This is a genomic window from Enterobacter sp. KBR-315C3_2022, from assembly GCF_041399425.1.
Classification (GTDB): domain Bacteria; phylum Pseudomonadota; class Gammaproteobacteria; order Enterobacterales; family Enterobacteriaceae; genus Enterobacter.
Genome location: NZ_JBGKEB010000009.1, coordinates 1 through 20,601, shown reverse-complemented (window position 1 = coordinate 20,601; position 20,601 = coordinate 1). Strand labels below are relative to the sequence as shown.

17 protein-coding genes are annotated in these 20,601 nt (G+C 59.0%); 10 read left to right on the top strand and 7 right to left on the bottom strand.

Features of this window, described 5'->3' with window-relative positions; genetic code table 11:
• The first annotated feature begins 4 nt into the window (after positions 1 to 4).
• The 3 genes from phoP (at position 5) to AB8804_RS11320 (ending at position 3,352) form a co-directional block, all read left to right on the top strand.
• Positions 5 to 676 carry a two-component system response regulator PhoP gene (gene phoP / locus AB8804_RS11330; protein WP_371186427.1) on the top strand — a complete coding sequence of 224 codons (672 nt, stop codon included), beginning with the start codon at positions 5 to 7 and terminating at the stop codon, positions 674 to 676.
• The gene (gene phoQ / locus AB8804_RS11325) at positions 677 to 2,140 is read left to right on the top strand and encodes a two-component system sensor histidine kinase PhoQ (RefSeq protein ID WP_371186078.1); all 1,464 of its coding nucleotides are present in this window, start codon (positions 677 to 679) and stop codon (positions 2,138 to 2,140) included.
• Positions 2,141 to 2,230: 90 nt separating this feature from the next.
• The gene (locus AB8804_RS11320) at positions 2,231 to 3,352 is read left to right on the top strand and encodes a JmjC domain-containing protein (protein WP_371186076.1); all 1,122 of its coding nucleotides are present in this window, start codon (positions 2,231 to 2,233) and stop codon (positions 3,350 to 3,352) included.
• A gap of 87 nt (positions 3,353 to 3,439) precedes the next feature.
• Here AB8804_RS11320 and AB8804_RS11315 read toward each other — a convergent pair whose 3' ends face one another.
• Together AB8804_RS11315 and pepT are read right to left on the bottom strand one after the other, a co-directional pair.
• On the bottom strand, positions 3,440 to 3,931 hold the full coding sequence (locus tag AB8804_RS11315) for a transposase (RefSeq protein ID WP_371186074.1): 492 nt from the start codon (positions 3,929 to 3,931) through the stop codon (positions 3,440 to 3,442).
• 95 nt (positions 3,932 to 4,026) lie between these two features.
• Entirely contained in the window at positions 4,027 to 5,250 is a 1,224-nt protein-coding gene (gene pepT, locus AB8804_RS11310; RefSeq protein ID WP_371186072.1) for a peptidase T, read from the bottom strand.
• Between the two features lie 267 nt (positions 5,251 to 5,517).
• On the opposite strand from pepT, the gene potA reads away from it, so the two are divergent.
• Genes potA through potD form a run of 4 tightly spaced genes read left to right on the top strand, consistent with a single transcriptional unit; the run spans position 5,518 to position 9,296 of the window.
• A complete protein-coding gene (potA, locus tag AB8804_RS11305; protein WP_371186070.1) occupies positions 5,518 to 6,636 on the top strand; it encodes a spermidine/putrescine ABC transporter ATP-binding protein PotA in 1,119 nt (372 codons plus the stop codon).
• Positions 6,620 to 7,477 carry a spermidine/putrescine ABC transporter permease PotB gene (gene potB / locus AB8804_RS11300; RefSeq protein ID WP_371186068.1) on the top strand — a complete coding sequence of 286 codons (858 nt, stop codon included), beginning with the start codon at positions 6,620 to 6,622 and terminating at the stop codon, positions 7,475 to 7,477. Before potA ends, potB begins: the two co-directional genes overlap by 17 nt.
• Positions 7,474 to 8,265 (top strand): spermidine/putrescine ABC transporter permease PotC, encoded by a 792-nt coding sequence (gene potC, locus AB8804_RS11295; protein ID WP_371186066.1) that lies wholly within the window; start codon positions 7,474 to 7,476, stop codon positions 8,263 to 8,265. Before potB ends, potC begins: the two co-directional genes overlap by 4 nt.
• The gene (potD, locus tag AB8804_RS11290; protein ID WP_371186064.1) at positions 8,262 to 9,296 is read left to right on the top strand and encodes a spermidine/putrescine ABC transporter substrate-binding protein PotD; all 1,035 of its coding nucleotides are present in this window, start codon (positions 8,262 to 8,264) and stop codon (positions 9,294 to 9,296) included. The genes potC and potD overlap by 4 nt, the downstream gene beginning before the upstream one ends.
• Positions 9,297 to 9,448: 152 nt before the next feature.
• On the opposite strand, the gene cobB is transcribed toward potD, so the two are convergent.
• The 5 genes from cobB to lolC are packed head-to-tail and all read right to left on the bottom strand — an operon-like array spanning position 9,449 to position 14,389.
• Positions 9,449 to 10,270: a Sir2 family NAD+-dependent deacetylase gene (gene cobB, locus AB8804_RS11285; RefSeq protein WP_371186062.1), complete on the bottom strand. Its 822-nt coding sequence runs from the start codon at positions 10,268 to 10,270 to the stop codon at positions 9,449 to 9,451.
• Between the two features lie 15 nt (positions 10,271 to 10,285).
• Entirely contained in the window at positions 10,286 to 11,197 is a 912-nt protein-coding gene (nagK, locus tag AB8804_RS11280; RefSeq protein ID WP_371186059.1) for an N-acetylglucosamine kinase, read from the bottom strand.
• Positions 11,198 to 11,251: 54 nt separating this feature from the next.
• Entirely contained in the window at positions 11,252 to 12,496 is a 1,245-nt protein-coding gene (gene lolE, locus AB8804_RS11275) for a lipoprotein-releasing ABC transporter permease subunit LolE (RefSeq protein ID WP_371186057.1), read from the bottom strand.
• Positions 12,496 to 13,197 carry a lipoprotein-releasing ABC transporter ATP-binding protein LolD gene (lolD, locus tag AB8804_RS11270; protein ID WP_371186055.1) on the bottom strand — a complete coding sequence of 234 codons (702 nt, stop codon included), beginning with the start codon at positions 13,195 to 13,197 and terminating at the stop codon, positions 12,496 to 12,498. Before lolD ends, lolE begins: the two co-directional genes overlap by 1 nt.
• Positions 13,190 to 14,389, bottom strand: a complete 1,200-nt coding sequence (gene lolC, locus AB8804_RS11265) for a lipoprotein-releasing ABC transporter permease subunit LolC (protein ID WP_371186052.1) — start codon at positions 14,387 to 14,389, stop codon at positions 13,190 to 13,192. The genes lolD and lolC overlap by 8 nt, the downstream gene beginning before the upstream one ends.
• A 256-nt stretch (positions 14,390 to 14,645) precedes the next feature.
• On the opposite strand from lolC, the gene AB8804_RS11260 reads away from it, so the two are divergent.
• The 3 genes from AB8804_RS11260 (at position 14,646) to AB8804_RS11250 (ending at position 20,426) form a co-directional block, all read left to right on the top strand.
• Complete coding sequence (locus AB8804_RS11260) at positions 14,646 to 15,719, top strand: acyltransferase family protein (RefSeq protein WP_371186050.1); 1,074 nt, start codon at positions 14,646 to 14,648, stop codon at positions 15,717 to 15,719.
• A 148-nt stretch (positions 15,720 to 15,867) separates the two neighbouring features.
• Positions 15,868 to 19,314, top strand: coding sequence for a transcription-repair coupling factor (gene mfd / locus AB8804_RS11255; protein WP_371186047.1), 3,447 nt, complete (start codon positions 15,868 to 15,870; stop codon positions 19,312 to 19,314).
• A gap of 146 nt (positions 19,315 to 19,460) precedes the next feature.
• Positions 19,461 to 20,426: a L,D-transpeptidase family protein gene (locus AB8804_RS11250; protein WP_371186045.1), complete on the top strand. Its 966-nt coding sequence runs from the start codon at positions 19,461 to 19,463 to the stop codon at positions 20,424 to 20,426.
• The last annotated feature ends 175 nt before the right edge of the window (positions 20,427 to 20,601 follow it).

The following is a 20,601-nucleotide window of genomic DNA, read 5'->3' as shown; positions in this document are numbered from 1 at the left end:
GATGATGCGCGTATTGGTTGTTGAGGATAATGCATTGCTGCGCCATCACCTGAAAGTTCAGCTTCAGGAGATGGGCCATCAGGTGGACGATGCCGAAGATGCAAAAGAAGCCGATTATTATCTCAATGAGCACCTGCCGGATATCGCCATCGTCGATTTAGGGCTGCCGGATGAAGACGGTCTGTCGCTGATCCGCCGCTGGCGCAGCCACGATGTTTCGCTGCCGGTTCTGGTGCTGACGGCCCGCGAAGGCTGGCAGGACAAGGTTGAAGTGCTTAGCGCCGGTGCGGATGACTACGTCACCAAGCCTTTCCACATTGAAGAAGTCGCCGCGCGCATGCAGGCGCTGCTGCGCCGCAACAGCGGCCTGGCGTCTCAGGTCATTTCCATTCCGCCGTTTCAGGTCGATCTTTCCCGTCGGGAATTTTCCATCAATGATGAGGTGATTAAGCTCACCGCGTTTGAATACACCATTATGGAAACGCTGATCCGCAACAATGGGAAAGTGGTGAGCAAAGATTCCCTGATGCTCCAGCTCTACCCCGATGCCGAGCTGCGCGAAAGCCATACCATTGACGTGCTGATGGGGCGTTTGCGTAAGAAAATTCAGGCACAGTATCCTGATGATGTGATCACCACGGTGCGCGGCCAGGGCTACCTGTTCGAATTACGCTAAATGAAGAGGATTTTGCGCCTGATCCTGCCCCTCTCGCTGCGGGTCCGCTTTTTACTGGCTACCGCCGCCGTGGTGCTGGTGCTGTCCCTCTCCTACGGCATGGTGGCGCTGGTGGGCTACAGCGTCAGCTTTGATAAAACCACCTTCCGCCTGCTGCGCGGCGAAAGTAACCTGTTTTATACCCTGGCAAAATGGGAAAACAACCGCATCAGCGTCGAGATGCCGGAGAACCTCAACCAGCAAAGCCCCACGTTGGCGCTGATCTACGACGAGAAAGGCAAGCTGCTGTGGGCGCAGCGCGATGTGCCGTGGCTGATAAAACGCATTCGCCCTGAATGGCTCAGAACCAACGGCTTCCACGAGATTGAGGCCGATCTTAACGCCACCAGCGCGCTCATTCGCGACGATCGCTCTTTGCAGCAGCAGTTGAACGAGATCCGCGCCGAGGACGATGAAACGGAGATGACGCACTCCGTCGCCATCAATCTCTATCCCGCCACGATCGGCATGCCGCAGCTGACCATCGTGGTGGTCGACACCATCCCGGTTGAGCTTAAACGCTCCTATATGGTCTGGAGCTGGTTCATCTACGTTCTGGCTGCCAACCTGCTGCTGGTGATCCCGCTGCTGTGGATTGCCGCCTGGTGGAGCCTGCGCCCGATAGAGTCGCTGGCGAAAGAGGTCCGCGAGCTGGAGGAGCACCACCGCGAAAATCTCAACCCGCAGACCACCCGCGAGCTGACCAGCCTGGTGCAGAACCTCAACCGCCTGCTGAGCAGCGAGCGCGAGCGCAATGAAAAATATCGCACCACGCTGACCGACCTGACGCACAGCCTCAAAACGCCGCTCGCGGTGATGCAGAGCACCCTGCGCTCGATGCGTGGCGCAAAGCTGAGCGTCGACGACGCCGAGCCGGTGATGCTGGAGCAGATCAGCCGCATCTCCCAGCAGATTGGCTACTATCTCCACCGCGCCAGCATGCGCTCCGGCAGCGCGATATTAAGCCGCGAGCTGCATCCCGTGGCCCCGATTCTGGATAACCTCACCTCGGCGCTGAATAAGGTTTATCAGCGCAAGGGGGTCAATATTAGCCTCGATATTTCGCCGGAGATCAGCTTCGTTGGCGAGAAAAATGATTTTATGGAAGTTATGGGCAACCTGCTCGATAACGCCTGCAAATATTGCCTGGAGTTTGTCGAGGTCTCTGCCCGCCTGACGGATGACGAGCTGCATATTATCGTCGAGGACGATGGTCCCGGTATTCCGCACAACAAGCGCGATCTGGTTTTCGATCGCGGTCAGCGCGTGGATACGCTGCGCCCCGGTCAGGGCGTGGGATTGTCCGTTGCGCGAGAAATTGTCGATCAGTACGACGGCAGAATCGAAACCGGCGAAAGCCTGCTGGGCGGTGCAAAAATGGAGGTTGTGTTTGGCCTTCAGCATCCCACATCGCACGATAGTTAGCCCGTCATGCGAAAAATACGAGGTTCTCGCCCCCAGGGGCCTGCGCTTCCGTTATAATCCGACTCAGTAAGAGCCTGCGGAATAATAAATATGGATTATCACTTAACGCTTAACTGGCCCGATTTTATCGAACGTTACTGGCAAAAACGCCCGGTCGTTCTGAAACGCGGGTTCAGCAATTTTGTCGATCCCCTCTCCCCTGACGAACTCGCCGGTCTGGCGATGGAAAGCGAGGTAGACAGCCGCCTGGTCAGCCACCAGGACGGAAAATGGCAGGTCAGCCACGGCCCGTTTGAAAGCTACGATCATCTCGGTGAGAACAACTGGTCGCTGCTGGTTCAGGCGGTTAACCACTGGCACGAGCCGACCGCAGCCCTGATGCGTCCGTTCCGCGCCCTGCCCGACTGGCGAATGGACGATCTGATGATCTCCTTCTCCGTACCCGGCGGTGGCGTGGGCCCGCATCTGGACCAGTACGACGTCTTTATCATTCAGGGCACGGGCCGCCGCCGCTGGCGCGTTGGCGAGAAGGTGCCGATGAAGCAGCATTGTCCGCACCCTGACCTTCTTCAGGTCGATCCGTTTGAAGGCATTATCGACGAAGAGCTGGAGCCGGGCGATATCCTCTACATTCCGCCAGGATTCCCGCACGAGGGGTATTCGCTGGAAAACTCCCTGAACTACTCGGTCGGCTTCCGCGCGCCAAGCGGCCGCGAAATGATCAGCGGCTTTGCGGACTACGTTCTCCAGCGCGAGCTGGGCAGCTATCGCTACAGCGATCCGGACGTGCCGGCGCGTGAGCATCCGGCCGATATCCTGCCGCAGGAGCTGGACAAGCTGCGCGGCATGATGCTGGACCTGATCAACGAGCCGGAACAGTTTAAGCAGTGGTTTGGTGAGTTTATCAGCCAGTCCCGCCACGAGCTGGACGTCGCGCCGCCCGAGCCGCCGTATCAGGCCGACGAGATTTATGATGCGCTACAGCAGGGCGACAAGCTCGCGCGTCTGGGCGGTCTGCGCGTGCTGCGTATTGGCGAAGAGGTGTTCGTTAACGGCGAGAAGCTGGACTCCCCGCATCGTCCCGCGCTGGAGGCGATCGCCAGCCAGATGGTGTTAACCGCAGAGACCTTCGGCGACGCGCTGGAAGATCCGTCCTTCCTCGCCATGCTGGCCGCGCTGGTGAACAGCGGGTATTGGTTCTTTGAGGACTAAGTCGCTTTAGTGCCCGGTGGCGCTTCGCTTACCGGGCATTCAATCCGAACGTAGGCCGGGTAAGGCACAGCCGCCACCCGGCTTTTTTTACCTCCGCTCCCCCGCCGCAAAATCCTCAACCTCTCCGGCCCAGTCCACCGGATATAAGCCTTCCCGTACGTCCCGATGAAATGTTGAAAACGGCCAGTCGCTGACCTTACTGGCATAGCCATGTTTCAGCGGGTTGATATAGACATAATCCATATGCCGACGGTAGTCCTCTTCGTTACGGATGGTATGCTCCCAGAAGCGCGGCTGCCAGATATGGCGCATGTCGATGTTGCGGCTAAATGTTTTTTTGATGTCGCGCCAGCGAGCGGAATAATCGCTGTCGCCTTCCGGAAGCGTCCAGATGCAGTGCATGTGTTCAGGAAGGATGACCCAGGCATTGATGATGAAAGGTTTTGAGCGCTTAACCGTTGAGGTGGCGGAACGCAGGCTGTCGATATGGCGGGTAAGCAAATCACTCTGGCGATTTTGCAGATTGACGGTGAAAAACCACGTACCGCCGGGAACGTAATAACGACGATAGTTTGACACATGAACTCCGTTTCATGCTGCCGGGTGGCGGCTTCGCCTTACCCGGCCTACATTCGGATCGTAGGCCCGGTAAGCGCAGCGCCACCGGGCATTTTTTAGCGTTTAGCGGTCAGCTCCGCGATCCGCACAATCACCTTCACCGCTTTCTCCATGCCTTCGAGCGTTACGAACTCGTGCTTGCCGTGGTAGTTGTATCCGCCGGTGAACAGGTTCGGGCACGGCAATCCCATAAACGAGAGCTGGGAACCGTCGGTGCCGCCGCGGATTGGCTTAAGCTCCGGCTCGATATCGCAGTCACGCATCGCCTGCTGCGCAATGTCGAGAATGTGCGGATGTTCCATCACCTTCTCGCGCATGTTGTAGTAGCTGTCTTCGATGATCAGCTCAATGTAGCAGTCCGGGTGCAGCCCCTTGCCGACCTTTTTGGCAATTTCCATCATCTTGCGCTTGCGCGCCTCAAAGGCCTTGCGGTCAAAGTCGCGGACGATGTAGTGCATCTGCGCGCTGTCCACGGTGCCCTTAATGCTGGTCAAGTGGTAGAAGCCCTCATAGCCTTCCGTCTGCTCAGGGCTCTCTTCGGCAGGAACCTCGGCGTGGATGCGTGCGGCCAGCGACAGCGCGTTCACCATCACGCCTTTTGCAGAGCCTGGATGAACGTTATTGCCGACGATTTTGATGGTAATCGACGCCGCGTTGAAGTTTTCAAACTCCAGTTCGCCCACGCCGCCGCCGTCAACGGTATAGGCCCACTGCGCGTTGAAGGCTTCAACGTCAAAGTGTTTCGCCCCTTTACCCACCTCTTCGTCCGGCGTAAACGCCACGCGAATATCACCGTGGGGAATGTTTTTGCCTTTCAGCACCGCCAGCGCGGTCATGATTTCCGCGATCCCGGCTTTATCATCGGCGCCCAGCAGCGTTTTGCCGTCGGTGGTAATCAGCGTCTGGCCCAGCAGCTGATGCAGCACCGGGAACATCACCGGCGAGAGCACCTCATCGCCGATGCCCAGCGCGATGTCGCCGCCGCGGTAGTTTTCAACGATCTGCGGATTAACGTGTTTACCGCTAAAATCAGGTGAGGTATCAACATGCGAGATAAAGCCAATCGCCGGAATATTCCCCTCAACGTTAGCCGGCAGCGTGCCCATCACAGTACCTTTCTCGCTGAGCGTGACGTTGACCAGCCCCATTGCATCGAGCTGCTCTTTAAGAAGATTCAATAACTTCCACTGGCCTTCGGTGCTCGGCACCTGTCGGACACCCGGCTTAGATTGGGTATCCAGCGAAACGTACTGTAAAAAACGTTCAAGTAATTTATCCATGCAGTCACCCTCACTTTTTGTGACAACATTATCATTAAGCATGAAAACGCAAATATTGCGTCAGGTCACTTTTATCCCGCAAACGAGAATATTTTCCGTTTATGTCGTCATTCGTTAATAAATGTAGCTTATGAATCAGTCACAAGGATTGGCGAGCGTGGGGGATTGCCGTAGAATGTCCGCCCTCTTTAAGAGTCACCAAGGTGGTTACACACAAACCCCGCTTCGGTCTGCGGTCCGGGGCGTCTATATGGGACAGTGCAAAAATTGAATACACAACCCCGTTCCCTTTCACCGCTGGTGCAACTGGAACGAATCCGTAAGAATTTCGATGGCAAAGAGGTGATTTCCGACCTCAGCCTCACCATCAACGACGGTGAGTTTCTCACGCTGCTAGGCCCTTCCGGCTGCGGCAAGACAACCGTTCTGCGCCTTATCGCCGGGCTTGAAAGCGTCGATAGCGGGCACATCCATCTTGAGAACCAGGAGATAACCCAGGTTCCCGCCGAAGCGCGTCACGTGAATACCGTTTTCCAGAGCTACGCCCTGTTTCCGCACATGACCGTGTTTGAGAACGTGGCGTTTGGCCTGCGCATGCAAAAAACGCCCGCGAGCGAGATCGCCCCGCGCGTGACCGACGCGCTGCGGATGGTTCAGCTTGAGGAGTTTGCCCAGCGTAAGCCGCACCAGCTTTCCGGCGGCCAGCAGCAGCGCGTCGCCATTGCCCGCGCCGTGGTGAATAAGCCTCGCCTGCTCCTGCTGGACGAGTCCCTCTCCGCGCTGGACTACAAGCTGCGCAAGCAGATGCAAAACGAGCTGAAGGCGCTGCAGCGCAAGCTTGGCATCACCTTCGTCTTCGTCACCCACGACCAGGAAGAGGCGCTGACCATGTCCGACCGCATCGTGGTGATGCGCGACGGCAAAATCGAGCAGGACGGCACGCCGCGCGAAATCTACGAAGAGCCGAAAAACCTGTTTGTCGCCAGCTTCATTGGCGAGATCAATATCTTCAGCGCGACGGTGATTGAGCGCCTGGACGCGCAGCGTGTCCGCGCCAGCGTTGAGGGCCGCGAGTGCAACATTTACGTTAATTTTGCCGTCGAACCGGGACAACGCCTCAACGTGCTGCTGCGCCCGGAAGATTTACGCGTTGATGAAATTCACGACCAGAGCGAAGCGGAAGGCTTAATCGGCTATATACGCGAGCGTAACTACAAGGGCATGACCCTGGAATCGGTGGTTGAGCTGGAAAACGGCAAGATGGTGATGGTCAGCGAGTTCTTTAACGAGGACGACCCGGACTTTGACCACTCGCTCGACCAGAAAATGGTGATTAACTGGGTAGAAAGCTGGGAGGTTGTGCTGGCTGATGAAGAACACAAGTAAATTCCAGAATGTGGTGATTGCCACGATCGTCGGTTGGCTTGTGCTGTTCGTCTTTTTACCCAACCTGATGATCGTTGGCACCAGCTTCCTGACCCGCGATGATGTTAGCTTCGTCAAGCTGGTCTTCACGCTGGATAACTACGCGCGCCTGCTCGATCCGCTCTATTTCGACGTGCTGCTGCACTCGCTGAATATGGCGCTGATCGCCACCCTCGCCTGTCTGGCGCTGGGCTATCCCTTCGCCTGGTTCCTCGCGCGCCTGCCGCACAAGGTGCGCCCGCTGCTGCTGTTCCTGCTGATCGTCCCGTTCTGGACCAACTCGCTGATCCGCATCTACGGGCTGAAAATTTTCCTCAGCACCAAGGGCTATCTCAACGAGTTTCTGCTGTGGCTGGGGGTGATTGATACGCCGATGCGCATCATGTTTACCCCGAGCGCGGTTATTATTGGCCTGGTCTATATCCTGCTGCCGTTTATGGTGATGCCGCTTTACTCCAGCATCGAGAAGCTCGATAAACCGCTGCTGGAAGCGGCGAAAGATCTGGGCGCCAGCAGGCTGCAAACCTTTATCCGCATCATCATTCCGCTTACCATGCCGGGCATCGTCGCGGGCTGCCTGCTGGTGATGCTGCCCGCGATGGGGCTGTTCTACGTTTCGGACCTGATGGGCGGTGCGAAGAACCTGCTTATCGGTAACGTGATCAAAAGCCAGTTCCTCAACATCCGCGACTGGCCGTTTGGCTCCGCCACCAGCATTACGCTGACGGTGGTGATGGGGCTGATGCTGCTGATTTACTGGCGCGCGTCGCGCCTGCTGAACAAGAAGGTGGAACTCGAATGATCGGTCGACTGCTTCGCGGCGGTTTTATGACCGCCATTTACGCCTATCTGTATATTCCGATTATCATTTTGATCGTGAATTCTTTTAACAGCTCGCGCTTTGGGATCAACTGGCAGGGGTTTACCACCAAATGGTACAGCCTGCTGATGAACAACGACAGCCTGCTGCAGGCCGCGCAGCACTCGCTGACGATGGCGATCGTCTCGGCCACCTTCGCCACGCTGATTGGTTCGCTGACTGCCGTAGCGCTTTATCGCTACCGCTTTCGCGGCAAGCCGTTCGTCAGCGGCATGCTGTTTGTGGTGATGATGTCGCCGGACATCGTGATGGCCATTTCGCTGCTGGTGCTGTTTATGCTGCTGGGCGTGCAGCTGGGCTTCTGGTCGCTGCTGTTCTCACACATCACCTTCTGCCTGCCGTTTGTGGTCGTCACCGTGTATGCCCGCCTGAAGGGCTTCGACGTCCGCATGCTGGAGGCCGCGAAGGATCTCGGCGCCAGCGAGATGACCATTCTGCGCAAAATCATCCTGCCGCTGGCAATGCCCGCCGTGGCGGCGGGCTGGCTGCTAAGCTTTACCCTGTCGATGGACGACGTGGTTGTCTCCTCCTTCGTGACCGGGCCAAGCTATGAAATTTTGCCGTTGAAGATTTACTCCATGGTAAAGGTCGGCGTTTCACCCGAGGTGAACGCGCTGGCGACGATTCTGCTGGTGTTATCGCTGGTGCTGGTGATTGCCAGCCAGGTTATTGCGCGTGATAAAACAAAATCTCAGGGGACAATGTCATGAAAAAAATGCTTGCCGCCGCGGCGCTGGTGCTCGGTATGGGTGCAGCGCACGCTGACGACGGTAAAACGCTCTATTTCTACAACTGGACCGAGTACGTTCCACCGGGCCTGCTGGAGCAGTTCACCAGGGAGACGGGGATCAAGGTCATCTATTCGACCTATGAGTCGAATGAAACCATGTACGCCAAGCTCAAAACCTACAAAGACGGCGCGTACGATCTGGTGGTGCCCTCGACCTACTTCGTCGACAAGATGCGCAAAGAGGGCATGATCCAGAAGATCGACAAAACGAAGCTAACGAATTTTTCAAACCTCGATCCGCAGATGCTCAACAAGCCGTTTGACCCGAGCAATGACTACTCCATTCCGTACATCTGGGGCGCGACGGCGATTGGCGTCAACAGCGAAGCCATCGATCCGAAGAGCGTAACCAGCTGGGCCGACCTGTGGAAGCCGGAGTACAAGAGCAGCCTGCTGCTGACCGACGACGCGCGCGAAGTGTTCCAGGTCGCGCTGCGCAAGCTGGGGCTTTCCGGCAACACGACCGATCCGAAAGAGATTGAGGCGGCATACAACGAGCTGAAAAAACTGATGCCAAACGTGGCGGCGTTTAACTCGGATAACCCGGCGAACCCGTACATGGAAGGCGAGGTGAATCTGGGCATGGTGTGGAACGGTTCGGCGTTCGTGGCGCGTGAAGCGGGAACGCCGCTGGAGATCGTCTGGCCGAAGGAAGGCGGGATTTTCTGGATGGACAGCCTTGCGATCCCGTCTAACGCCAAAAACGTCGACGGCGCGCTGAAGCTGATCAACTTCCTGCTGCGCCCGGACGTGGCGAAACAGGTCGCGGAAACGATCGGCTACCCTACGCCAAACCTGGCGGCGCGTAAGCTGCTCAGCCCGGAAGTGGCCAACGATAAGTCGCTGTATCCGGATGCGGAGACCATCAGCAAAGGTGAATGGCAGAACGACGTGGGCGATGCGAGCCGCCTGTATGAAGAGTACTACCAGAAGCTGAAAGCGGGTCGATAATGTAAGTCAGGCCCCTCACCCCGGCCCTCTCCCCACAGGGGCGAGGGGGAAAAGACCGGTCCGTGCCCTTTCTGGAGCGAGAGGAAAGACGGCTCCATACTATTCCCTCTCCCCTATGGGGAGAGGGTTAGGGTGAGGGGTGAGAGATATCCTTAAAGCCCTTTCAGCAGCTTGTCCACAAATTCCGGCACCACTTCGCTCGCCAGCCCATAGTGCTTCTCTTCAAACTCGCTTCCCACCTGGCTTGGCTCGAGATTAAGCTCCACCGTATGGGCACCCTGCAGCTTCGCTTCGTGAACAAATCCCGCGGCCGGGTAAACGTGCCCGGAAGTGCCAATCGCGATAAAGACGTCCGCCATGGCCAGCGCGCTGTAAATCTCATCCATCCCCAGCGGCATTTCACCGAACCAGACCACGTGCGGGCGCAGCCGCGCCGGGAACTGGCAGCAGTGGCATTTGTCTTCCGGCAGCACGTCGTCCTTCCAGTCAAGCACCTGACCGCTCCAGTCGCAACGCACCTTCAGCAGCTCGCCGTGCATGTGGATGATGTTCTTGTTGCCTGCCCTTTCGTGCAGGTTATCGATATTCTGCGTCACCAGCAGAAAACGATCGCCCAGCGCCTCTTCGAGCCTCGCCAGCGCAAGATGCGCCGCGTTCGGCGCAATCTCCGGTTGCTGAAGCTGGCGTCGGCGCGCGTTATAAAACGCCTGCACCAGATCCGGGTCGCGGGCGAAGCCTTCCGGCGTCGCCACGTCTTCAACGCGGTGCTCTTCCCACAGGCCGTCGGCCGCCCTGAAGGTACGAATACCGGATTCGGCGGAGATCCCCGCCCCGGTCAATACCACCACTCTGGGTTTATCCATCGCTTCTGGCATCATCCTGTCTCTGAAAAATATCCGCTGGCGCAGGCGTTCGCGCAGGCGGCGTTTGTTTTTGCGAAAACGGCTGAGTCGACCCTGGCGACGCGACAGCATAGCAACCTCGTTAACTTAATCGGTAAGATGAAGGAATGCGGCTCCGCGCATGCCTCCTGCGTCCCCGTGACGCGCGCGTTCAATGCGCGGCACGCGGGCGACCGGCAATAAATGTCGCGGCAGTCGCCCCGACAGCTGTTCCGTAATCGCACTAAAGTTTGACAGCCCGCCCCCAATCACCAGCAGGTCAGGATCGACAATCGTCAGGATATTGCCCAGGCATACCGCCAGCAGGTCGAGATAGCGTTCAACGTGCTCGCGCGCCTGCGCATCCCCTTGCTCCCACAGGGTAATGATCTGCGGGGCCTCAAGTTTCTGATGATAGAAGTGTTCGTAAAGCCATGCAAACCCGCGCCCGGAGAGGTAATTCTCAATGCAGCCGTGCTGTCCACAGCCGCAGCGCGTCAGTGGAAAATCACGCCCCACGACCTCCAGCGCGTCAACGGGCAGGCGAATATGGCCAAACTCGCCCGTAATGTAGCTTCGCCCGGTGATCGGTTTGCCGTTAATGACGATGCCGCCGCCCACGCCGGTGCCGAGGATCAGCCCCATCACCAGCGGATAGGCGCGAAATTCATCGTCCCACGCTTCCGAGAGGGCAAAACAGTTGGCATCGTTATCTAAACGCACGTCGCGTTCAAGGAGAGCAGAGAGATCGGTGCGCAGCGGTTTACCGCTGGCCGCGGGGACGTTGGCGGCGTACAGCGTGCCGTCATCGGTTTCAGGCATGCCCGGGATGCCGATCCCGACGCTGCCCTTCACGCCAAAGCGTTCATCGGCCTGCGCCACCAGCGCGGCAATCGCGGTTAAAAACGCGTCGTAGCTTTCGCGGGGTGTGGGAACGCGCGTTTCCCACTGCAGCTTGAGGTCTTTATCAAACACGCCCAGCGCGATTTTGGTGCCGCCAATATCAAATCCGTAATACATGATGCATTCCTCTGCTTGATCCAGCGGCCGAAAGACCGCTAAATCATGACGTAATTACTGGCCACTTAGCACCCTCGCCGGGTCGATTCGGCTTGCGCGACGCGCCGGGTACCAGCTTGCCAGCAGACTTAGCAAAAGTGCCGTTACCAGCACGTAAATGACGTCCAGCCAGTGCAGCTCGGACGGCAGGAAATCAATAAAATAGATATCACCCGACAGGAACTGGTGACCGATAAGCTTCTCAATGCCGTTGATGATCGGCGTCAGCTGGAGCGAAACCACCACCCCGATGACCACGCCGCAGAGGCTGCCGAACAGCCCTGCCAGCAGGCCGTACCAGACGAAGATGGTGCGAATGAGGCCGTCTTTGGCCCCCAGGGTGCGCAGCACGGCGATGTCGCCGCTCTTGTCCTTCACCGCCATCACCAGCGTTGAAACGATGTTAAAACAGGCCACGCCGATCACCAGCACCATCGCCAGATACATGATGGCGCGGATCATCTGGATATCGCGGTACATATAGCCGTAGGTGCCGATCCAGCTTTTGATGTAGACATAGCTATTGGTCACGCTGCCCGCATCGCGCACCAGCTTGTTGGCGTTGAAGACGTCGTTCACCTTAATGGCAATGCCCGTCACGCTCTCGCCCATGTCCAGATACTGGCGCGCGTCTTCCATCGGCACCATTGCAAAGCTATGGTCAAGCTGGCCGCTCAGCTGAAGAATGCCGGTGACGTGCAGGCGCACACGCTTGGGCTGCTGCAGCTTGTGGTCGGCGCTGGCGTTCGGGATCATGATCGAGACCCAGTCGCCCTGCTTCACCCTCAGCGCATCGGCCACGCCTTTGCCCATGATGATCTGCTGCTCGCCGGCCTTAAAGTTTGCCCACGCGCCGTTCTGCACGTACTGCGGCAGCGCGCTCAGGCGCGCTTCCTGGACCGGATTCACCCCTTTCACCTGAATGGCGCGCAGGTTAACGCCGCTTTCCACCAGGCCGGTAAAGTTAATGTACGGTGCCGCCGCCGCAACGCCCGGGACTTTCTCCACTTTTGCGAGCGCGTCGCTCCAGTTGGTCCACGGCTGGTTAACCGGTTCGATCTCGCCGTGCGGGACCACGGCCAGGATGCGGTTGTTCAGCTCGCGCTCAAAGCCGTTCATGGCGCTAAGCCCAACGATCAGCACCGCCACGCCCAGCGCGATGCCAACGGTAGAAATCACGGAGATCAGCGATACCATGCCGCCGCGGCGGCGACCGCGGCTAAAGCGTAAGCCGATGAGTAGCGATAACGGTGAAGCCATTACTCGGCCCCCATCAGGGTTAGCTCGGCGTTCAGATGACCGTCGCGCATCTCAAGCTGGCGACCCATTCGTTTCGCCAGCTGCAGATCGTGGGTCACCACCAGAAACGCGGTGCCCTGAGACGCGTTTAGCTCGCCCAGCAGCTGGAAGATGCTGTCCGCGTTGCGGGCGTCGAGGTTTCCGGTCGGTTCATCCGCCAGCACCAGGCGCGGGTTGTTGACCAGCGCGCGCGCAATCGCCACGCGCTGGCGCTCGCCGCCGGACAGTTCGGACGGGCGGTGGTTTCCACGGTGCCCCAGCCCGACCGCTTTCAGCATATCGCTGGCGCGGGCGTTAATTTCTGCCGGTTTCTTTTTGCCGATCAGCAGCGGCATTGCCACGTTTTCCAGCGCCGTAAAGTCCGGCAGCAGGTGGTGGAACTGATAGATAAAGCCCAGCTCGCGGTTGCGCAGCTCCGCTTTCGCGGTTGAAGACATTTTGCTCAGCGGCTGGCCGGAAAAAATCACGTCGCCTTCAGTCGGCGTATCCAGCCCGCCGAGCAGGTGCAGCAGCGTACTTTTGCCGGAGCCGGAGCTGCCGACAATCGCCATCATCTCGCCTTCCCCCACGCTAAAGCTCACGTTGTGCAGCACGTCGGTCTGCACCGCGCCTTCCTGATAGCGTTTGGACAGGTTGTCGCATTGCAGCAGGATCTTATTCATAACGTAAAGCCTCAGCGGGTTGGGTGGCGGCAGCGCGCCAGGAAGGATAAAGCGTTGAAAGCAGCGCAATGGCCATCGCAGCCAGCGCAATACCGACCACCTGCAGCGGCTCAATGGCCACCGGCAGCGCCGCGCCGTCGAGCAGCGCGCCGATAATCGGCATTAAATTGTTGAGCTGGCTGGCGAGCAGTGCCCCCAGCACGGCGCCGAGCAGCGCGCCAATAATTCCCGCGCTGGCCCCCTGCACCATAAAGACCGCCATGATCTGGCGCGGCGTCAGCCCCTGGGTTTGCAGAATCGCCACTTCGCCCTGCTTCTCCATCACCATCAGCCCCAGCGAGGTAATGATGTTGAACGCGGCCACGGCGACGATCAGGCTCAGCAGCAGCCCCATCATGTTCTTTTCCATGCGCACGGCCTGGAACAGCTCGCCCTTGCGGTCGCGCCAGTCCTGCCATTTTGTCCCTTCCGGCAATTTCTGCTGGCTGAGCGTGTCCACCTTCAGCGGCGCGTCAAGCCACAGCCGCCAGCCGGTGATGTTGCCCGCCGGGTAGCGCATCAGGCGCGAGGCGTCCTGTATGTTGACCAGCATCTGGTAACCGTCGACTTCGCTGTTGGCCGCAAAGGTGCCCACCACGTTAAACAGGCGCTGACTCGGCAGGCGTCCCATCGGCGTAAACTGGCTCGCAGACGGCACCATCACGCGCAGCTGATCGCCGCGGTTGACGCCCAGCTGCCCGGCAAGCTGCTCGCCCAGTATGACGTTGTATTTGCCTGCTTCGAGGTCGGTTTGCTTCACGTTGACCAGGTACGGCGTCAGCGGGTCATTTTGCGCCGGGTCGATGCCCAGCATCACGCCCACCGCCACGCTGCGGGCGCTTTGCAGCACCACATCACCGGTCGTCAGCGGCGCAACGCGCGTAACGCCCTGCAGCTTCGCCGCGCTTTCGGGCAGCTGTTGCGGGTTAACGGAACCGGTTGAGGAGGAGAGAACCGCCTGCGGCATCAGCCCCAGAATGTTATTTTGCAGCTCGCGCTCGAAGCCGTTCATGACGGAAAGCACCGTCACCAGCGCCATCACGCCAAGCGTAATGCCAATGGTAGAAAGCCAGGAGACAAAGCGACCGAAGCGGTCCGCGGCGCGCCCACGCATGTAGCGTAAGCCTATGAAAAGTGCGACAGGTTGGTACATGAAATCCGTCTGTTTGCTGGTAGCAGACCCACGAGTATATAAGCGAATCCGCGAAGCGTAAATGACTGAAACCGTAAGCTTCGGTAATCATTTTTCCAAAAAATTCAGATAAATCATAGTGCTAATTGCCTGACAAGCGCTCTGAGGCCTCCACCTTTTCCGAAAATCGTCCCGATACAGACTCTTACCGATTACTTCCCCTCCCCGTTCACCCAGGATAACCGCCTATTTATGGCAAAACAGGTATCGGTTCCCGATGAAACAAAAAGCATTATGGATTAACCAGATAAAAGGATTGTGCATCTGCCTGGTGGTGATTTACCACTCGGTCATCACCTTTTACCCGCATCTTGAAGGGCTACAGCATCCATACTCGGGCCTGCTCGCCAAGTGCTGGGTCTATTTCAATCTTTACCTCGCGCCGTTTCGCATGCCGGTCTTTTTCTTTATCTCTGGGTATTTAATCCGCCGCTATATTGACGAGGTGGACTGGCGCGGAAGCCTCGACAAACGCATCTGGAGCATCGTCTGGGTGCTGGCGCTGTGGGGCGTGCTGCAGTGGCAGACGCTGACCCATCTCAACGCCTGGCTGGCGCCGGAGCGGGAGCTGGCCACCGCCTCCAACGCCGCCTACGCCAATTCGTTTGCCGGGTTTATTCGCGGCATGCTCACCGCCAGCACCAGCCTTTGGTATTTGTACGCGCTGGTGATCTACTTCACGCTGTGCAAGGTGTTGAGCCGCTGGAAGCTGCCGGTACTTTGCCTGTTCGCGCTGGCGAGCGTGGCGATTAACTTCCTGCCGCTGCCGTGGTGGGGCATGAACAGCGTGGTGCGTAACATCATTTACTACAGCCTGGGCGCGTGGTACGGCGCGGAGCTGATGGCGTGGATGAAGGGGCTGACGCTACGCCGCGCGTGGCTGCCCGTTGGCGCGTTCGGCGCGGCGTCGGTGGTGCTGTGGTTCGCGAACGTGCCGCTGCTGCTTTCGCTGCTGTCGATCCTGCTGATCATGAAAGCGTTCTACAGCGTCGAACAGCGCTACGCCGTTCATCCCAACAACCTGCTGAACGTTGTCGGGTCAAACACCATTGCGATCTACACCACCCACCGCATCCTGATTGAGGCCTTTAGCCTGTTCCTGATCGGCGAAATGAACGCCGCGACCTGGCCGATTTGGGCCGAGCTCGCCCTGATTTTGTTCTATCCGTTCGCCAGCCTGCTGATCTGTACGCTGGTCGGCCTCGGTGCCCGTAAGGCCTCTACCGCGCTCTTTGGCGACGTTTTCTTCTCTCCACCGGCTCGCCTCGCCCCGGCTCCTGCCGCGCGTTAACCCTCTCGTCGCCCCGCGTTCGGGGCGATTTTACCCGTCGTGCGGTTACGGTTTGCTAATGTAAAACGATCGAGGATAATAAAGACATTGCGTATCAGTGATATGCCCCAATACTGTAGGTATATCCATAAGAGACTCTGATAAAGACATGCCTGAACACTCTCGATATTCCTTGCCCGTCAAAGCGGGCGATCAGCGCCAGCTCGGTGAACTCACGGGCGCCGCCTGCGCCACGCTGGTGGCTGAAATCGCGGAACGACACCCCGGCCCGGTCGTTCTGGTTGCCCCGGATATGCAAAGCGCCCTGCGCCTGCACGACGAAATCCGCCAGTTTACCGACAGCCTGGTGTTCAGCCTCGCCGACTGGGAAACGCTGCCGTACGACAGCTTCTCGCCGCATCAGGAGATCATCTCCTCACGCCTGTCGACCCTGTACCAGCTGCCGACGATGCAGCGCGGCGTATTGATCGTGCCGGTCAACACGCTGATGCAGCGGGTCTGCCCGCACAGCTATTTGCACGGCCATGCGCTGGTGATGAAAAAGGGCCAGCGCCTGTCCCGCGACGCCCTGCGCGCGCAGCTCGACAGCGCCGGATATCGTCACGTCGATCAGGTAATGGAGCACGGCGAATACGCCACGCGCGGCGCGCTGCTGGATCTCTACCCGATGGGCAGCGATCAGCCTTACCGCCTGGACTTCTTCGATGACGAAATCGACAGCCTGCGCGTGTTTGACGCCGATACCCAGCGCACGCTCGATGAGGTGGATGCGATCAACCTGCTGCCCGCTCACGAGTTTCCCACCGACAAAACCGCCATCGAGCTGTTCCGCAGCCAGTGGCGCGACAGGTTCGACGTTAAGCGCGACGCGGAGCATATCTATCAGCAGGTGAGCAAAGGCACGCTGCCTGCGGGGATTGAGTACTGGCAGCCGCTGTTCTTCAGCGAGCCGCTGCCGCCGCTGTTCAGCTACTTCCCGGCGAATACGCTGATTGTGAACACTGGCGATATCGACGCCAGCGCCAGCCGCTTTGAGAGCGAGACGCGCGCGCGCTTTGAAAACCGCGGCGTCGACCCGATGCGCCCGCTTCTGCCGCCGGAGGCGCTCTGGCTGCGCACCGACGAGCTCAATTCCGAGCTCAAGCGCTGGCCGCGCATGCAGCTCAAAACCGACGTTCTGGCGGACAAAGCGGCGAACACCAATCTGGGCTTCCAGACGCTGCCGGATCTCTCCGTGCAGGCGCAGCAGAAATCACCGCTCGATAACCTGCGAAAATTCCTCGAATCCTTCACCGGGCCGGTGGTGTTCTCGGTTGAGAGCGAAGGCCGCCGCGAGGCCCTTGGCGAGCTGCTGGGGCGGATTAAAGTTTTACCGAAACGCATCCATCGCCTGAGCGAAGCCAGCGGAAACGGACGGTTCCTGATGATCGGCGCCGCCGAGCACGGGTTTATCGATACGCTGAATAACCTGGCGCTGATTTGCGAAAGCGACCTGCTCGGGGAGCGCGTGGCGCGCCGCCGTCAGGACAGCCGCCGCACCATCAACCCGGATACGCTGATCCGCAACCTCGCGGAGCTGCACCCCGGCCAGCCGATCGTTCACCTCGAACACGGCGTGGGGCGCTATCAGGGAATGACGACGCTGGAGGCTGGCGGCATCAAGGGCGAATACCTGATGCTGACCTACGCCAACGACGCGAAGCTGTACGTGCCGGTGTCGTCCCTGCACCTGATCAGCCGCTACGCGGGCGGCGCGGAGGACAATGCTCCGCTGCACAAGCTGGGCGGAGACGCCTGGGCGCGCGCGCGTCAGAAGGCGGCCGAAAAGGTGCGCGACGTGGCCGCCGAGCTGCTGGACATCTACGCCCAGCGCGCGGCCAAAGAGGGCTTCGCCTTTAAGCATGATAAAGAACAGTATCAGCTGTTCTGCGACAGCTTCCCGTTCGAAACCACGCCGGATCAGGCCCAGGCGATCAACGCCGTGCTGAGCGACATGTGCCAGCCGCTGGCGATGGACAGGCTGGTCTGCGGCGACGTGGGCTTCGGCAAAACCGAAGTAGCGATGCGCGCCGCCTTCCTTGCGGTCGAGAACAACAAGCAGGTGGCGGTGCTGGTGCCGACCACTCTGCTCGCCCAGCAGCACTTTGACAACTTCCGCGATCGCTTCGCCAACTGGCCGGTGCGCATCGAGATGCTGTCGCGTTTTCGCAGCGCCAAAGAGCAGACGCAGATTCTGGAGCAGGCCAGCGAGGGCAAGATCGACATTCTGATCGGCACCCACAAGCTGCTGCAAAGCGACGTGAAGTGGAAGGATTTAGGCCTGCTCATCGTCGATGAAGAGCACCGCTTCGGGGTTCGCCACAAGGAGCGCATTAAGGCGATGCGCGCCGACGTCGACATTCTGACCCTGACCGCCACCCCAATCCCGCGCACGCTGAACATGGCGATGAGCGGCATGCGCGACCTGTCGATCATCGCCACGCCGCCCGCGCGCCGTCTGGCGGTGAAAACCTTCGTCCGCGAGTACGACAACCTGGTGGTGCGCGAGGCGATCCTGCGCGAGGTGCTGCGCGGCGGCCAGGTTTACTACCTCTACAACGACGTGGAAAATATCCAGAAAGCGGCCGACCGGCTAGCCGAGCTGGTGCCGGAAGCGCGCGTGGCTATCGGCCACGGACAGATGCGCGAGCGCGAGCTTGAGCGGGTGATGAACGACTTCCACCACCAGCGCTTTAACGTGCTGGTGTGCACGACCATCATCGAGACCGGGATCGACATCCCCACCGCCAACACCATTATCATCGAGCGTGCGGACCACTTCGGCCTGGCCCAGCTTCACCAGCTGCGCGGGCGCGTCGGACGTTCGCACCATCAGGCTTACGCCTGGCTGCTGACGCCGCATCCGAAAGCGATGACCACCGACGCGCAAAAGCGTCTGGAAGCCATCGCCTCGCTGGAAGATCTGGGTGCAGGCTTTGCGCTGGCGACCCACGACCTGGAGATCCGCGGCGCGGGCGAGCTGCTGGGTGAAGACCAGAGCGGCTCGATGGAAACCATCGGCTTCTCGCTGTACATGGAGCTGCTGGAGAACGCCGTCGACGCGCTGAAGGAAGGCCGCGAGCCCTCGCTGGAGGATCTCACCAGCCAGCAAACCGACGTTGAGCTGCGCATGCCGTCCCTGCTGCCGGACGATTTTATTCCGGACGTGAATACGCGCCTCTCCTTCTATAAGCGTATTGCCAGCGCGAAAAGCGAAGGCGAGCTGGAGGAGATCAAGGTGGAGCTGATCGACCGCTTTGGCCTGCTGCCCGATCCGGCGCGCAACCTGCTGGATATCGCCAGGCTTCGCCAGCAGGCGCAGAAGCTGGGCATTCGCAAGCTGGAAGGCAATGAAAAAGGCGGCGTGATTGAGTTCGCCGAGAAAAACCACGTGAATCCGGCGTGGCTTATCGGCCTGCTGCAAAAACAGCCGCAACACTTCCGCCTTGATGGCCCCACGCGCCTGAAGTTTACGCAGGAGCTGGCTGAACGCAAAACCCGCATGGAGTGGGTGCGCGGCTTTATGCGCCAGCTGGAAGAGAACGCGATCGCGTAATCACCCCTCCCCCGCGAGCGCAGGCTGGCGGGGGAACTCTTTACAACTCTTTGCAATCCTCCTGGGTTTCCCGACACATTCATTCACCATAATTATCGTTAACTCGTTATATAACAATAACCTTACTATATATATGGATTATGGTGATGATAACCTCTACGCGCTTTACCCGCTGGGTCACCTTCTTTGCGCTGGCCGCAGCGGTTGCCGTTGCGCTTCCGGCCCGCGCAAATACCTGGCCACTCCCGCCCGCCGGCAGCAAGGTCGTCGGGCAAAACCGCTTTCACGTGGTGGAAAATAACGGTGGTTCCCTCGAGGCGATCGCCAAAAAGTACAACGTCGGCTTTCTCGCCCTGCTGCAGGCTAACCCCGGCGTGGACCCCTACGTTCCGCGCGCGGGAAGCGTGCTGACCATTCCGCTTCAGACCCTCCTGCCGGACGCGCCGCGCGAGGGGCTGGTGATTAACCTCGCCGAGCTGCGCCTCTACTACTATCCGCCGGGTAAGAATGAGGTCACCGTCTACCCTATCGGGATCGGACAGCTTGGTGGCGATACGCTGACGCCAACGATGGTCACGACGGTTTCGGACAAGCGGGCAAACCCGACGTGGACGCCAACCGCCAACATCCGCGCGCGCTATAAGGCCCAGGGAATAGATCTGCCTGCCGTGGTGCCTGCCGGTCCTGACAACCCGATGGGCCACCATGCGATCCGCCTGGCGGCCTACGGCGGCGTGTATCTGCTGCACGGAACGAACGCGGACTTTGGCATCGGCATGCGCGTCAGCTCCGGCTGTATTCGACTGCGCGATGACGATATTAAAACGCTCTACAAGGTGATTACGCCGGGCACGAAGGTCAACATCATCAATACGCCGATTAAGGTCTCTGAGGAGCCGGGCGGCGTGCGGCTGGTCGAGGTGCATCAGCCTCTGTCGAAGAACATTAATGACGATCCGCAGACGCTGCCGATTACCCTGAACGCCACGATGGTGAGCTTTAAAACGAACGCGAAAACGGACGGCGAGGTGATGGAGCGCGTAATGGCGGCCCGCTCCGGGATGCCGGTTGACGTGACGCGGCATCACGTAACAAACGCCCAGTCGATGTAAGACGCAACGCAAAACGCCCTGCAAATGCAGTAATGCCGTTCACTTAAGCTTCACGTAGCTTAAAGCTGAACGGATATTTAGGCGGAACATAAAGCACCGAACGATCGTATCTTCGGTGCTTTCTTTTTTCCGGCAAAATGAAGGATTTTACATTTTCCCTCATTCCTTTCAGATG